Consider the following 13,966-nt stretch of genomic DNA (forward strand, 5'->3'; position numbering starts at 1 on the left):
GATCTTGAAATGACCGTTCCAAGATAAGGGTGCGCGTGGTCCCGCGCCAGTCGTGCGGGGGTGTCGGTGGGTCAGAGGCTGGTGAACGGACGGTGGTCGGCGAGGGCGAGCGCCTTGAGGAATGCGGCGAGATGGACGGCGCGACGGGCGAGGTAGCGCCACAGGCGCGGGGTCCGTGACCCATAGGCGGCCGCCCAGAGGGCTGGAATGCGATTCATGGGGGCATGGTCAGGGTGAGCGGTACCCCTGGGGCGAATCATGGATGAACCTGGACGACTTCGCGTCGGTGAGGGTCCGTCCCGCGGTGCAGTTGTCACAACCTTTGCCGCGTACTGAACTGGGAGTATCTTGGAATCCTCATTTCAGGATGGTGGGTGGACCATGCCAGACGTCAAGCACTTCGATCCGGACGCCGCCCTGGAGACCGTGGTGCGGCTGTTCTGGCGCCAAGGCGTGGCGTCGACCGGGATTCAGGATGTGGTGACCGCGACCGGGCTCAACCGCTCCAGCCTGTACGCCACGTTCGGCGGCAAGCAGGACCTGTACCGCGCCGCGCTGCGCCGCTACCTGGAACAGCGGTCCCAGCCGATGTTCCGGCGCCTGGCCGAGGACGAGCGGGGCCTGCCCGCGGTCTCCGAGTTCTTCGGCGGCCTGATCGAGGCCCGCTGCTCGGGCGAGTATGCGCGCTGGGGCTGCATGGTCTCCAACGCGTACGCCGGGACGGAGAACACCGACCCGGCGGTGCGCGCCGTGCTGGACCAGCACCACCAGGAGTTGCGCGAGGCGCTGTACGCCGCCCTGGTCACCGCCGACCGCCAGGGGCAGCTGTCGCCCGGTGCCGATCCGGGCGCCTCCGCGGACCTGCTGGCGCTGCTCGCCTACGGCGTCAACCTGCGCTCCCGCGCCGGTGCGGACGCTGCGTCCCTGCGCACGACGGTGGCCGCCGCCCTGGACTCGATCGGAGCCCGGACAGCGGCCTAGACGTGCGCTGCTCCGGCTCTCAACGGGGATGGGGGGCAGGTGCTGTGCCCGGACGCAGGAGGGGGGCCTCGGCTGCTTCCCCTTGTCCCCCATCCGCCGAGTAGTCCCCGGGCGAGGTGGCATCGATGCCCTCGGGGGCCTTCACGGCCTTCACGGCGACGGTCACGACCACCGTCACCGCCACGTTCAGCACGAACGCGGTCAGGCCGATGTAGCCGATCTCGCCGGTGCCCGGGATCTGCTTGGCCGAGCCGCCGAAGTGCGGCTGGGTGGGCGAGGCGACGCCGTAGGCGGCGAGGGTGCCGTAGACCATGCCGACCGCCCAGCCCGCCAGCAGCGCCCAGCGGTGGAACCAGCGGGTGAACAGGCCGCCGACCAGGGACCGGAAGGTCTGCAGGATTGAGATGCCGCCCAGCAGCTGGAAGTTGATGGCGACCGTCTTGTCCATGCTCAGCACGAAGACCAGCGCGCCGACCTTCACCAGCAGCGACACCAGCTTGGAGACGTGCGTCTCCTGCTTCGCCGTGGCATCGGGCTTGAGGAAGTCCTTGTAGATGTTGCGGGTGAAGAGGTTGGCCGCGGCGATCGACATGACCGCCGCCGGCACCAGCGCGCCGATACCGATCGCTGCGAAGGCCACGCCTGCGAACCAGGCCGGGAACATGTCCTCGAACAGCTGAGGGATCGCCAGCTGGCCATTGGTGACCTTGACGCCGGCCGCGATCGCCATGAAGCCCAGCAGAGCCAGCAGAGCCAGCAGAGCCAGCAGAGCCAGCAGAGCCAGCAGAGCCAGCAGGCCCAGCATCAGGGTGTAGAGGGGCATCACCGTGGTGCTGCGCCGGATCACGTCGCGGCTGCGGGAAGACAGCGTCGCCGTGATCGAGTGCGGGTACATGAACTTGGCCGTCGCGGAGCCGAGCGCCAGCGTTGCGTACGTCCACTGGGCGTTGGGGTCGCTGACCAGGGCGCCGCGTGGCTTGCCTGTGGCGGGGCTGGTCTGGCTGTACGCCTGGCCGGCCTTGGCAAAGATGTCGTCGAAGCCGCCCAGTCTGATCGGGATGTAGATGATCGCCACGATGATGACCAGGTAGATCAGCGTGTCCTTGACGAAGGCGATCATGGCGGGGGCACGCAGACCGGAGGAGTAGGTGTACGCGGCCAGCACGCCGAAGGCGATCAGCAGCGGCAGGTCCTTGACGTACCAGTGGGTGTTCTCGCCGCCGCCGACGCCCAAGACGTCCAGTACGGCCTGGATGCCGACGAGTTGGAGTGCGATGTAGGGCATCGTGGCCAGGATGCCGGTGAAGGCCACGGCGAGCGACAGGCTCTTGGATCCGAAGCGGCCGCGGACGAAGTCGGCGGTGGTGACGTACCCGTGGCGGTGGCACACCGGCCACAGGCGGGGCAGGAACGTGAAGATCAGCGGGTAGACCAGGATGGTGTACGGCACGGCGAAGAAGCCGGCCGCTCCGGCCGCGTAGACCGCCGCGGGTACGGCGACGAACGTGTAGGCGGTGTAGACGTCGCCGCCGAGCAGGAACCAGGTGATCCAGGTGTCGAACGACCGTCCGCCCAGGCCCCATTCGTCGAGGGCGTGTTCGCTGGCCGGGGGAACCGTCCTGGTGACCGGCTCCGGGCGCCGACTGCGCCAACTCGCCGGGGACCCGCCGGCCGGCATCGGCGCCGTACGCATCCACCCGGACGGGTCGACGGCCACCCTGCGCACCTCGGCGCACCGCCGCTTCACCCGCCTGACCAGCGAGCTGAACTCGCATCTGGCGGTCCACCAGGACCAGGTGGCGCGGCGTGGCACGGCCTTCCACGCCGCGGTCCACGCCCAGCCCCCGCACCTGACCTATCTCAGCCACATCCCCGCCTACCGCGATACGGCGGCCCTCACCTCCCGCATCCTGCGCTGGGAGCCGGAAGCGGTGGTCAGCCTGCCGGAGGGGGTCGTGGTGCTCGACTTCATGGTCCCCGGCTCGGCGGAGCTCATGGCGGCCACCGTCGAGGGGCTGCGCGAGGCGCAGGTGGTGCTGTGGAGCAAGCACGGGGTGATGGCCCGCTCCGACGTGTCGGTCACCCACGCCGTCGACCGGATCGAGTACGCCGAGACCGGTGCGCGCTACGAGTACCTGGACCTGGTGGCCGGGCGCCGGGCCGAGGGCCTGACCGCGGACGAGATCAAGCGCGTCGCCACCACCTTCTCCATCGCCTCGCCCTGGGCCTGAGCACGCGTCCACGCCGGCCGTGTCGCCGGACGGCGGCGCGAGGACCTTCGGCCCTTGTCGGCCTCTAGTCGCGCTGGCTTCACTGAGCCCGCGGGCCTGTCCATGGGACTCGTCCGCCGCCCGTGAGCAGAGCCCGGCGGCTCCTGCGCCAGGCGGTGGCGAGCGGGGCCGCGCGGTGCGAGGGCACCGGGACACGTGAACGTCGCAGGGCGGGAGGCTGGCGGAATGATCGCGGCGGTGGGGCACACCGATCTGACCGGGGACACGCTGGAACGGGTGGAGTCCGAGCTGCGGGCGGCCCTGGCCCGTCTGCCCGGTCCCGCGCAGGGGCTGGTGCGGGCGGGGGCCGGTGTGCCGGTGGCGTTCGGCCGGGCCGCGCGGGCGAGCGGACACGACCTGGTCGTCGTGACGCCCACCCAGGGGCTCGTTCCGGCGCTGCTGCCCGAGCGGGACCGGCCGGCGACCGGCGAGTTGCTGCTGCTCGCCTGCCAAGTGCGGCTGCTGCCCTACGACCCGGCGGACCGGGACGCCTGTGTCGCGGCGGACGAGCGGATGATCGCGGAATGCCGGCACCTGTTCGCCGTCTGGGACGGCTCGCCCTCCAACGGCCGCGACGCCACCGCCCACTTGGTGGCCTACGCCCGCGCCCACGGCATCGAGGTCGAGGTCGTCTGGCCCGAGAACGCGGCCCGCGAGACGACGCCCGTCTCGTCGCCGAGGCCCGTCGGCAGGCGTCCGCACGCGGTCGCCCGCCCCGCCGCCGTCGTGGGCTCGGCGCCCGTCCTGGCCACCGGCAGGGCGGAACACCGTCGATGAGCAGCACCACCACCGCCGCCCCCGAGGCCCGACGGGCGCGGGAGGCCGACCGGCGGATCGCCGCACGCGGCGCGAGTGGTTCCTCGCGTGCCTTCGCGTGGCTGCTGATCGTCTCCGGCGCGCTCGGCTCCCTCGTCTCCTTCGTGATCACGATCGACAAGATCCGGCTTCTGCAGGACCCCCTGTTCTCCCCCTCGTGCGATCTCAGCCCGGTTCTGTCCTGCGGCAGCGTCATGAAGAGCGCCCAGGCGTCCGTGTTCGGCTTCCCCAACCCGGTGCTCGGCCTGCTCGCCTACCCGGCGGTGGTCACCGTCGGCGTCGCGCTGCTGGCCGGCGCCCGTTTCCGGCGCTGGTTCTGGCTGGGGCTGAACGCCGGCACGCTGCTGGGCGCGGCCTTCTGCATGTGGCTGATGACGCAGGCGCTGTACGAGATCGGTGCGCTGTGCCTGTGGTGCTGCCTGGCCTGGGCGGCCACCATCGCGATGTTCTGGTACACCACGGCGCACAATCTCCGGCACGGCGTGATCGGCGCTCCGCGCGCGGTGGTCGCGGGGGTGCCGGAGTTCCACTGGGTGGTTCCGGTCACCTGGTGTCTGAGCATCGTGATGCTGATCGCCACCCGCTGGTGGGACTACTGGCAGTCCCTGCTCTGACTCCTCCGCACGCCCGCCCCGTCGTCCGACCCTCCGTGGAAGCTCCCATGCACACCGACTCCGCCCGCTCCCCCGCACCCGCCGCACCGCTGCGCGTGTTCATCCTCGACGACCACGAGGTGGTACGCCGGGGGGTGCGCGACCTGCTGGAGGCCGAACCGGACATCACCGTGGCCGGGGAGGCGGCGACCGCCCAGGAGGCGCTCGCCCGGGTGCCCGCCGTCCGCCCGCGCGTCGCCGTGCTGGACGTGCGGCTGGGCGACGACGGCAGCGGCGACCGCGCGGGGGTCGAGGTCTGCCGGGAACTGCGGGCGAGACTGCCCGAGTTGGCCTGTCTGATGCTGACCTCGTTCGACGACGACGAGGCGCTGTTCGACGCGATCATGGCGGGCGCGGCCGGGTACGTGCTCAAGCGGATCGACGGCTCCGACCTCGTGGACGCGGTGCGCAAGGTGGCGGGCGGGCAGTCCCTGCTGGACCCTCGGGCGACCGCGCGGGTGATGGCGAGGCTGCGGGCCCCGCTGCCGGAACCGGAGCCGGCCGTGTCGCCCGAGTTGGAGCGGCTGTCACCGCGCGAGCAGGAGATCCTGGACCTGATCGGCGAAGGGTTGACGAACCGTCAGATCGCCGAGCGGCTGTTCCTCGCCGAGAAGACGATCAAGAATCGGGTCTCGTCCATCCTGGCCAAACTGGGCGTCGACCGCCGGGTCCAGGCGGCGCTGCTGGCCGGCCGGCTGCGCGAGCGACAGGGGCCCTCGCGGTAGGTGGCGGCCGTTCAGTCGGCGGGCAACTGCCGATGCCACACCAGTCGGTTGCCGCTGTCCGCCGAGGACTCGACGCTCAGCGTCCCGCCATGGTGCTCGGCACCCACGGGCGGCCCGTCACCGGCCGTGTCCGCGGGCGGGGCCGTGCCGTCGTCCGTCACGGTGAGGGTGAGGCGGTCCCCGGTCATCGGCACCGCCAGGACCACATCCGCCCGGGTGGCGCCGGTGTGCCGGGCGACGCCGGCGAGCGCCTCGCCGGTCACGGCGAGCACCTGCTCGGCGACCTCGGCGGGAACCGTGGAGTCCACCGGGCCCTCGATCCGCAGAGCGGGGCTGAACCCGAGGACCCCGGCCGCGAGCCGCACGGTCTCGGGCATACGGCGGCGCAGCCCCGCTCCGCCCCGGTCGTCACCGGCGGACCGCAGTTCGAAGATGGCCGTACGGATGATCTCGACGGTGGTGTCCAGGTCCCGCACCGCCCGTCCCACGCGTTCGGCGGCGTCCGCGCCGCCCAGGGTGCGCGTGGTGCTCCGCAGGGTCATGCCGGTGGCGAAGAGCCGCTGAACGGCGAGGTCGTGCAGGTCGCGGGCGATGCGGTCGCGTTCGCGCAGGACGGCGAGTTCCCCGGACTCGGCGCGGCGCCGGGCGAGTTCGAGGGCGAGGGCGGCCTGGTCGGCGAACCGGGAGACGAGCTGGACCTCGGATTCGTCGAAGGCCGCCCGTCCGCTGCGCCGGCTCAGCCGCAACGCGCCGCCGGCCGCGCCGTCGAGAGGCAGCGGGACCGCGACGACGGGCCCGTACAGAGCCGTGCCGTCCGCGGCGGCGAGTGGCCGTACCCGGGGGTCGTTCTCGGCGTCCGCGGTGGCCGCGGCTCTGCCGGTGCGCGCGGCCTGCCCGGCGAGGGAACCGTCCGCCGGGAAGGACCGGCCGCGCAGCCCCTCGGCGTCGGCGCCGTGCGCGGTCTCGACGGTGAGCCGGTTTGCGCGGGGGCCGGACGGGAGCAGGACGACGGCCTGGTCGGCGTCGGCCAGCTCACTCGCGCGCCGGGCGATCAGTCCCAGGACCGCGCGCGCCTCGGTGCCGGCGAGCAGACTGCGGCTGATCTCGCCGAGCGCCTCCAGCCACTGCTCCCGGCGACGGCTGTCGTGATACCGGCGGGCGTTGTCGATGGCCACCCCGGCCGCGTTGGCCAGCGTCGTCAGGACGGCCTCGTCGTCGGCGTCGAAGTCCGCGCCGCCGCGCTTCTCGGTCAGATACAGGTTGCCGAACACCTCGTGCCGCACGCGGATGGGCACACCCAGGAAGCCGCGCATCGGCGGATGGTGTTCGGGGAGGGGGACGCTGCCGGGGTGCCGGGTCAGGTCGGTCAGGCGCAGCGGAGCCGGGTGGCGGATCAGTTCGCCGAGGAGGCCCCGCCCGCGAGGGGGCCGGCCGATCCGGTCCGCCGAGTTCTCGGAGATGCCGACGGTCAGGAACTGCGACAGCCGCCGTCCCTCGCCGATCACGCCCAGGGCGCCGTACCGGGCGTCGGTGAGTTCGACGGCCGCCTCCACGATGCCGCGCAGCACCTGGGACAGCTCCAGCCCGCGCCCCAGGTTCATGACCGCTCTGAGAAGACCGTGCATGCGTTCCGGCACGTCGAGGCGTGGGTGCGACGGCGGCGCCGCCTGCGCTGGTGATTCGGACATACCCGCCGTTCCTGGGCCGGTGTGGTGCTCAGCAGCGTACGACAGGCGAGGTCCTGACCCGGGGGTCCGCAGGCCCGCCCGTGCGAAGAGGGGCCGTTGGGCCCCCTCGGGGTCCCTGGCGCGGGGGCCTTTGGACCCTATCGGGACGGGGTACCCCTCGGTCGATCATGTGGCGGCGGCCCGGAAGGCCCGGTCACATCCCTCGTCCGTGGCCCTTCCCGGCCCGTCGCACGACATGAGCAGATCGGGAGGACGCCGTCCGGTGGACGAGGCACAGATACAGCAGGTGGCAACCGCGCGCCCCAAGGCCGTGGTCGCCGTGGCGGGACGGCCGGCCGGACCGGCGGAGAGCCGGCCGTCCTGGACGGAGTGGCTGACGACCACCGACCACAAGAAGATCGGGACGATGTACCTCGTCACGGCCTTCGTGTTCTTCCTGGTGGGCGGTGTGATGGCGCTGCTGATGCGCGCGGAGCTCGCGCGGCCCGGGATGCAGATCATGTCGCAGGAGCAGTTCAACCAGGCGTTCACGATGCACGGTTCGATCATGCTGCTGATGTTCGCCATGCCCCTGTTCACCGGCTTCGCCAACTGGATCATGCCGCTGCAGATCGGCGCCCCGGACGTCGCCTTCCCGCGGCTGAACATGCTGGCCTACTGGCTCTTCCTGTTCGGCTCCTCGATCGCCGCGTTCGGCTTCCTCACCCCGGGCGGTGCCGCCGACTTCGGGTGGTTCCTGTACGCCCCGCTGTCCGACGCGGTCCACTCGCCGGGGCTCGGCGCCGACCTGTGGATCATGGGCGTGGCGCTGTCCGGCTTCGGGTCGATCCTGGGCGCGGTCAACTTCATCACCACCATCGTCTGCATGCGCGCGCCGGGCATGACGATGTTCCGCATGCCGATCTTCGTGTGGAACGTGCTGCTGACCGCGGTGCTGGTCCTCATCGTGTTCCCGGTGCTGGCCGCCGCGCTGTTCGCGCTGGAGGCGGACCGCAAGTTCGGCGCACACGTCTTCGACGCCGCGAACGGCGGGGCGCTGCTGTGGCAGCACCTGTTCTGGTTCTTCGGCCATCCGGAGGTGTACATCCTGGCGCTGCCGTTCTTCGGGATCGTCTCCGAGGTCGTCCCGGTCTTCTCCCGTAAGCCGATGTTCGGCTACATGGGCCTGATCGGCGCGACCATCGCGATCGCGGGTCTGTCGGTGACGGTGTGGGCGCACCACATGTACGTCACCGGCGGTGTGCTGCTGCCGTTCTTCTCGTTCATGACGTTCCTCATCGCCGTACCCACGGGCGTGAAGTTCTTCAACTGGATCGGCACGATGTGGAAGGGGTCCTTGAGTTTCGAGACCCCGATGCTGTGGACCACCGGCTTCCTCATCACGTTCGTCTTCGGCGGCCTGACCGGCGTCATCCTCGCCTCGCCGCCGATGGACTTCCACCTCTCCGACTCCTATTTCGTGGTCGCGCACTTCCACTACACGGTCTTCGGCACGGTCGTGTACGCGATGTTCGCCGGCTTCCACTTCTGGTGGCCGAAGATGACCGGCAAGATGCTCGACGAGCGCCTCGGCAAGATCACGTTCTGGACCCTGACCATCGGCTTCCACACCACGTTCCTGGTGCAGCACTGGCTGGGCGCCGAGGGCATGCCCCGCCGCTACGCCGACTACCTGGCGGCCGACGGCTTCACCGCCCTCAACACGGTCTCGACGATCGGCTCGTTCCTGCTCGGCATGTCGATCCTGCCGTTCCTCTACAACGTGTGGAAGACGGCCAAGTACGGCAAGCCGGTCGGCGTCGACGACCCCTGGGGCTACGGCCGTTCGCTGGAGTGGGCGACGTCCTGCCCGCCCCCGCGCCACAACTTCGCCTCGCTGCCCCGCATCCGGTCCGAGTCCCCGGCGTTCGACCTGCACCACCCGGAGATCGCCGCGCTCGAGGCCGAGGCGGTGAGGTGACATGGCACAGGCCGTCCTGGCGGTCGGCACCGCCCTGGTGACCGCGTCCGGCTGTGTCTGGTACGTCCCCGCCCTCGTCGACCTGCGGGCGGGAGCCGACCGCCCGGACTCCCGCCGCCTGGCCGCGGCGGCCTGTCTGAGCGGCTGGGGCACCGCGGGCCTCGTCGCCGTCCTGCTGTTCGTGGTCGAGACATGGTGGCTGGTGGCCGGGACGGTCGCGGCGGGCGCGGCCGTCACGGCCGGCTTCCGCGTCCGTGCACTCGTCCGGCGCCGGGACGAGCGGCGCGAAGTGGCCCGGCAGTGGGCGGCGTTGAGCCCGGGCCCGCCCCGGCACGGCAGAGGTGACGACAGCGCCCGGTATGTCTTCGCCGTCCTTCTGGGCTCCGCCCTGGCCGTCGCCGCGGTCGCCGCCGCCGTCACGGTGAGCCCGGCGACGGGCGGCGGGATCGACTGGCTGGTGGCCGCGGCGCCGGTCGCGGTCGCGGGCCTGATCCTCGTCCTCGCGGCCACACACGCGCGGACGGCCCGCCGCCGCCCGGCGCCAGGCCGCACGCACCCCCCGGGTTGAAGGGCGTCCGGGACGGGCGGCTGTCCGGCTACCAGCGCAGCGGAAGAGCGGCGAGATGCTCGTCGAGCAGACCGGAGATGATCCGGTGGTCGTGGACCGAGGGGTGCCAGTCGCAGCCCAGGTAGTCCAGGCCCGCGCCGTCGTAGTACCAGTGGCCGACCCGGTCGTCGCCCCGGTCGTTGCGGGTTCGTACGATCCGCCGGGTCGTCTCGGCGAACACCGTGGTGTCGGCGAGCCGCGTGGCGCTGACCAAGAGGAACGTCCCGGGGCCGTACTGGGCGCGCAGTTTGTCGAGGAAGCCGTGGTACGCGCGCTCGTAGTCGGCGACGAGCTCGGCGGCCGTGCTCCAGCGCTCGCCCGGGTTGAGGGGGGTGGAGAAGTCGTTGATGCCCAGTCCGATCACGACGACCTGCGGCCGCCAGCCGGCCGGCCTGGTCCAGACGTCGCCCTCGACGTTCAGCAGCGCACGGTCGTAGTAGGTGCGGAAGTCGGTGCCGGGGCTGCTGCCGTTGTAGTTACGGACCATGCCGCGGCCGGAGAAGGCGTTGATCTGGTGATCGGCGTCGAGGCGGCGCGCGGTCAGGGCGCCGAAGGCCAGGTCGGCGTCGCTGTTCCGGTTGACGCCGCCGTTGCCCGAACAGTCGCGCGTGCCGGAGAGGTTGCCGTAGCCGGCGGTGTACGAGTCGCCGATGAACTCGATCTGCCGTCTGCGGGGGCGGGGCGCGGGCAGGACCGCGCCTTCGGGAACGGCGACGAAGCCGCCGAACCGGCCCGCGGCCCACGGGCTCTCGGTCCGTTTGACGAGCCGTACGCTGTGCACGGCGTCCGCCAGGCCCCGGATCCAGAAGGTGGTCCGGCCCGGGGTGACGAGTGTGGCCGCGGTCCTCGCGTCGATCGACACGTCGTAGTCGTTGTCGGCGTCGTCGAGGACGATGCCCACACCGGTGCCGCGGAACCGTCCCTCGAACCAGACGCCGGGCCACGTGTACTGGACGAAGCCGTCGGCGGCCTGCTCGACCCGGCCCGCGGTGTGGAAGCGCGCCGGTGCGGTGTCCGCCGATGCGGTGTCCGCCCGCGCGGGAGACGCGACCGCGGCGGCCAGGCCCGCGGCGACGCCGGTCAGCAGGGTCCTGCGGGATAAGCAGGGTGTCGAAAGCATCGGCATGAGGGCATCCTCCGGTCGGTCGGTGACGGCGGTCCGAGCGAGCTGGGACGCCACGGTGGGAGCGCTCCCATAGTGGCGTCGTCCCACGGTGACCGTCCCACCGGCCCGGGTCAACCCCTTGTGAGCGGCCATCGACTTCGAGGAGGGACCCTCGGGGAAGGCAGGCAGGGCCGCATGGCCCTGTCCAGGGCGGGGCGCCGATGATTGGGTTGAGGGGACGGGGAGGGCCCCGTACAGAGACGCGGAGGAGCAGCGGGGGGCTGCGCACCGCGTAATCAGGGACCACGAGAAGTGGTCGGGGCCCTCCCCGTCGACGTCATGGGCGGCCCGGACCGGACCCGGCTCGTGCGGGGAATGGGCGGGGCGGCGCACGACCTCCCCAGGACCGCGCCGCCCCACTCCGGTGACACGGCGCCCGTATACCCCGGCCCGCCGCGATCAATCCCCCGATCGGAACGCGATCGTCCGGCGAACTTCAAGTGGGCTGCTGGACAAGGGAGTTCAGCTCCGATTCTCGTAGGGACCGGGAAGCGGGAAGTACGCCTGCAGGAACCGGACCAGCAGGTCCTCCTGGGCCGGCAGGTCCTGTGCCTGGGAGACGGTGTCGTTGAGGCAGAACACGTGCCGGTCCCGACGCGCCAGCAGGCTGCCCAGGCGGGCGGCGAGCGCCGGGTGGGAGAGGTCGAGGTAGGCGTAGCGAAGGCGGCCGGGGACGGCACGGGCGGTGTGGAAGGCGTAGTAGTGGTGCAGGGAGGAGACGATCGACACGTCGTCGAGGCTGCGCACCCGGTGGCTCGCGGTGGCGTGGTGCTGGACGGGGAACCGCTCCTCGATCTCGTACAGGACGCTGCGCCGCAGCGCGTGCGGGGTGTGCTTCATCTTCTGGCTGATCGTGGTGCCGAACGCGGCCTCGATCAGGGCCCGGTTGTTCTTGCCCGCGGCGGCCACGGGCGGGTCCTCGTCCGTCGGCGGGCCCTGCGGGATGAGGGCGGTCGAAGGGAAGAACTTGGTGAGGCCGTTGGCGAGGAAGAAGTCCTGGGGCGTGGTGGGCCGGCCGAGGAAGACGTCGTCGTTGAAGTAGAGGAAGTGCTCGGACAGGCCGTCGAGGTGGTGCAGTTGGCTTTCGATGGCGTGCGAGTTGTACGTGGGCAGCAGGCTCGGGTCGTCGAAGATGTCCTTGTGGCTGACGACGCGCAGACCGGGCACGCCGAGGTCCAGCCAGGAGGGGCTCTGCTCGTCGGTGACGAGGTAGACGGTGCGCACCCAGGGCGCGTAGAGGTGCAAGGACCTGAGTGAGTAGCGCAGTTCGTCGCGGTTGAGGTAGCGCGCCGCGTTCGCGGCCTCCTCGTGGTAGCCCTGCCCCGTGCAGGCCGCGCGGCGGCGCAGCCACTCCGGGTCGTCGCCGTCGACCCAGGTGTACACGGCGTCCACGGGGAAGCGGATGTCGTCGGGCGCGGGGCGGGCGAACTCCCTGCGCGTACGCACCCGCGGCAACGGCGGTTCGGCGGGGGCGAGCCAGGTGAACAGGGAGTCGGAGGCGTACACCGGGGCGTCCGTGCGCGGTACCCGGTCGGCCGTGTGGTTGGGGCGCGGGGCGAGCAGCACGTCGCCTTCGCGGGGCCAGAACTCCACGTCGCAGCCGTATTTGGGCCCCAGCGTCAGCCGACCGTCCGGGTCACCGTGGTACCAGGTCACGCGGATGACGTCGGCGAGGGCCAGGCGGCGCCAGGCGGCACGGTGGAAGCCGGGCCGGGTGGCCCTGCGGTCGTTCCACCGCGTGTCGAGGGAGCAGACGTAGCCCGGCCGGGCACGGCACGCCGCGGCCAGGGCGCGCAGGACGGGCCGGCGGTCGTCGGCTGCGACCGCGACGGCCGCCGCGGTGTGGCTGCGGCCGCGGACGCAGAAGTAGTCGATGCCCGCGTCGTCGAGGGTGCGGCGCACCGCCGCCGCGTTGGCGTCGCGTGCCGCCAGCGGTGAGACGTCCGGCAAAACGAAGACCGCCTTGGGGACGTCCCGGACCAGACGCACGGCGCGGTCCGGGCCGCGGTACAGGCTCGGTCGCAGGCACCGCAATACGTACGCGCGCGTCCTGCCCAGAAGGTGCCGCAGGGACGGCACCACCGCGAGGTACTGCTTCATCCGCGCACGGGCCGCGAGGGACGTACGGGCCACGACGGCGCGTCTGACCCGGCCGGGAACGAGGCGGCGGTATGCGCGCAGCAGGGCGGAGCCCTCGAGACTGCGGTGGACCGCGAATCCCGCCGGCGCCGCCTCGGACGTCCTGCGTCTGTGGGGAGTTGCCGTCCTCATGATGTTGTCCCCCCATGCGTCACATGTTCTCCCTGCTCACTGTCCCGCCGTGGAGGGCGCCGGCGCGGGGGCCCGCCGTCCTTGATCGAGGGCCGGACGGGCAGACAACCGGGGGACGTTCGGATGCTCACGGCCCCGCGGGCCGTGCGTGTCGTGCGGGCGCGGTCGGACGTCTGGCGGCTTCGTCGGGGAACGCGGAGCATGCTGGGAGGAACACGAACGAGCCGGGAGGTACGCGCATGCGGTGGTGGACCGGAGCGTGGATGCTCGCCGCGGTGCTGGCGCTGGCCGCGTGCGGCTCGTCGGACGGCGGTGGGCGGCCGTCCGGCAGCCCCTCGGGCAGCCCCTCCACGGGGCCTTCGTCCGGCACCCCGGCGCGGCCCTCCCCGACGCCCTCGTCCTCCGTACCGTCCTCGTCCTCCGTACCGTCCTCGTCCTCCGCACCGCCCGCGTCGGCGGCCTCGCCCTCGCCGTCGGCCACCGGCTGTGTGGCGGGGCTGACCAGGGTCACCGTCGAGCCGGGCGACCCGGTTCAGCGGCGGTTGTGCGTACGACCGGGGACCGTGATCTCCCTGGTGCTGCGGCCGCGGGTGGACGACAAACGGTGGACGGACGTGCGCAGTTCGGCGCCGGTCTTCGTCGTGGTGACCGGCTGGCGTCTGGACGCCGACGGCACCGCGCACGCCACCTTGCGGTGCGCCGGGACCCGGGGCGGCGGCGCCCGCGTCACCGCGCCGGCGAAGGCACCGGACGTGGCGGGCGCGGCGCGGGTCGCCTTCACCCTGGACGTGACCGTCACCCCGTACCCGCGCGAGGGCTGAGCCGGGCGG

12 protein-coding genes and 1 pseudogene are annotated in these 13,966 nt (G+C 72.0%); 8 read left to right on the top strand and 5 right to left on the bottom strand.

The window, feature by feature from the left end; genetic code table 11:
- Positions 1-71 precede the first annotated feature (71 nt).
- Positions 72-218: a hypothetical protein gene (locus tag LN251_RS39035; protein ID WP_458248886.1), complete on the bottom strand. Its 147-nt coding sequence runs from the start codon at positions 216-218 to the stop codon at positions 72-74.
- A 163-nt stretch (positions 219-381) separates the two neighbouring features.
- Here LN251_RS39035 and LN251_RS39040 point away from each other — a divergent pair, with 163 nt between their 5' ends.
- A complete protein-coding gene (locus tag LN251_RS39040; protein WP_458248887.1) occupies positions 382-981 on the top strand; it encodes a TetR/AcrR family transcriptional regulator in 600 nt (199 codons plus the stop codon).
- Positions 982-1,000: 19 nt separating this feature from the next.
- Here the strand turns inward: LN251_RS39040 and LN251_RS39045 are convergent, their stop codons facing one another.
- Positions 1,001-2,659, bottom strand: coding sequence for a sodium:solute symporter family protein (locus LN251_RS39045; RefSeq protein ID WP_458248888.1), 1,659 nt, complete (start codon positions 2,657-2,659; stop codon positions 1,001-1,003).
- On the opposite strand from LN251_RS39045, the gene LN251_RS39050 reads away from it, so the two are divergent.
- The 4 genes and pseudogenes from LN251_RS39050 to LN251_RS39065 all read left to right on the top strand — a co-directional run bounded on the left by LN251_RS39050 (position 2,604) and on the right by LN251_RS39065 (position 5,445).
- Positions 2,604-3,212, top strand: a complete 609-nt coding sequence (locus LN251_RS39050) for a class II aldolase/adducin family protein (protein WP_458248889.1) — start codon at positions 2,604-2,606, stop codon at positions 3,210-3,212. The genes LN251_RS39045 and LN251_RS39050 overlap by 56 nt on opposite strands.
- A gap of 225 nt (positions 3,213-3,437) precedes the next feature.
- Positions 3,438-3,923: pseudogene (locus LN251_RS39055) on the top strand (hypothetical protein); the annotation flags it as partial.
- Positions 3,924-4,024: 101 nt separating this feature from the next.
- A complete protein-coding gene (locus tag LN251_RS39060) occupies positions 4,025-4,681 on the top strand; it encodes a vitamin K epoxide reductase family protein (protein WP_458248890.1) in 657 nt (218 codons plus the stop codon).
- A gap of 47 nt (positions 4,682-4,728) precedes the next feature.
- A complete protein-coding gene (locus LN251_RS39065) occupies positions 4,729-5,445 on the top strand; it encodes a response regulator (protein ID WP_458248891.1) in 717 nt (238 codons plus the stop codon).
- An 11-nt stretch (positions 5,446-5,456) separates the two neighbouring features.
- On the opposite strand, the gene LN251_RS39070 is transcribed toward LN251_RS39065, so the two are convergent.
- Positions 5,457-7,070 carry a GAF domain-containing protein gene (locus LN251_RS39070; protein WP_458249521.1) on the bottom strand — a complete coding sequence of 538 codons (1,614 nt, stop codon included), beginning with the start codon at positions 7,068-7,070 and terminating at the stop codon, positions 5,457-5,459.
- Between the two features lie 325 nt (positions 7,071-7,395).
- On the opposite strand from LN251_RS39070, the gene ctaD reads away from it, so the two are divergent.
- Both ctaD and LN251_RS39080 read left to right on the top strand, forming a co-directional pair.
- Entirely contained in the window at positions 7,396-9,093 is a 1,698-nt protein-coding gene (gene ctaD, locus LN251_RS39075) for an aa3-type cytochrome oxidase subunit I (RefSeq protein WP_458248892.1), read from the top strand.
- Between the two features lies 1 nt (position 9,094).
- A complete protein-coding gene (locus LN251_RS39080) occupies positions 9,095-9,661 on the top strand; it encodes a hypothetical protein (protein WP_458248893.1) in 567 nt (188 codons plus the stop codon).
- 28 nt (positions 9,662-9,689) lie between these two features.
- Here LN251_RS39080 and LN251_RS39085 read toward each other — a convergent pair whose 3' ends face one another.
- Both LN251_RS39085 and LN251_RS39090 read right to left on the bottom strand, forming a co-directional pair.
- A complete protein-coding gene (locus LN251_RS39085; RefSeq protein ID WP_458248894.1) occupies positions 9,690-10,820 on the bottom strand; it encodes an SGNH/GDSL hydrolase family protein in 1,131 nt (376 codons plus the stop codon).
- Between the two features lie 507 nt (positions 10,821-11,327).
- Entirely contained in the window at positions 11,328-13,136 is a 1,809-nt protein-coding gene (locus LN251_RS39090) for a stealth family protein (protein WP_458248895.1), read from the bottom strand.
- Positions 13,137-13,375: 239 nt separating this feature from the next.
- Here LN251_RS39090 and LN251_RS39095 point away from each other — a divergent pair, with 239 nt between their 5' ends.
- Positions 13,376-13,957 (top strand): hypothetical protein, encoded by a 582-nt coding sequence (locus tag LN251_RS39095; RefSeq protein WP_458248896.1) that lies wholly within the window; start codon positions 13,376-13,378, stop codon positions 13,955-13,957.
- Positions 13,958-13,966 lie beyond the last annotated feature (9 nt).

This window comes from Streptomyces sp. MAI_2237, from assembly GCF_054189285.1.

Bases quoted from the DNA above. Each gene is read 5' to 3' on its own strand.
- LN251_RS39035 (WP_458248886.1), bottom strand. From the start codon at position 218: ATGAATCGCATTCCAGCCCTCTGGGCGGCCGCCTATGGGTCACGGACC.
- LN251_RS39040 (WP_458248887.1), top strand. From the start codon at position 382: ATGCCAGACGTCAAGCACTTCGATCCGGACGCCGCCCTGGAGACCGTG.
- LN251_RS39045 (WP_458248888.1), bottom strand. From the start codon at position 2,659: ATGCCGGCCGGCGGGTCCCCGGCGAGTTGGCGCAGTCGGCGCCCGGAG.
- LN251_RS39060 (WP_458248890.1), top strand. From the start codon at position 4,025: ATGAGCAGCACCACCACCGCCGCCCCCGAGGCCCGACGGGCGCGGGAG.
- LN251_RS39065 (WP_458248891.1), top strand. From the start codon at position 4,729: ATGCACACCGACTCCGCCCGCTCCCCCGCACCCGCCGCACCGCTGCGC.
- LN251_RS39070 (WP_458249521.1), bottom strand. From the start codon at position 7,070: ATGCACGGTCTTCTCAGAGCGGTCATGAACCTGGGGCGCGGGCTGGAG.
- LN251_RS39080 (WP_458248893.1), top strand. From the start codon at position 9,095: ATGGCACAGGCCGTCCTGGCGGTCGGCACCGCCCTGGTGACCGCGTCC.
- LN251_RS39085 (WP_458248894.1), bottom strand. From the start codon at position 10,820: ATGCTTTCGACACCCTGCTTATCCCGCAGGACCCTGCTGACCGGCGTC.
- LN251_RS39090 (WP_458248895.1), bottom strand. From the start codon at position 13,136: ATGAGGACGGCAACTCCCCACAGACGCAGGACGTCCGAGGCGGCGCCG.
- LN251_RS39095 (WP_458248896.1), top strand. From the start codon at position 13,376: ATGCGGTGGTGGACCGGAGCGTGGATGCTCGCCGCGGTGCTGGCGCTG.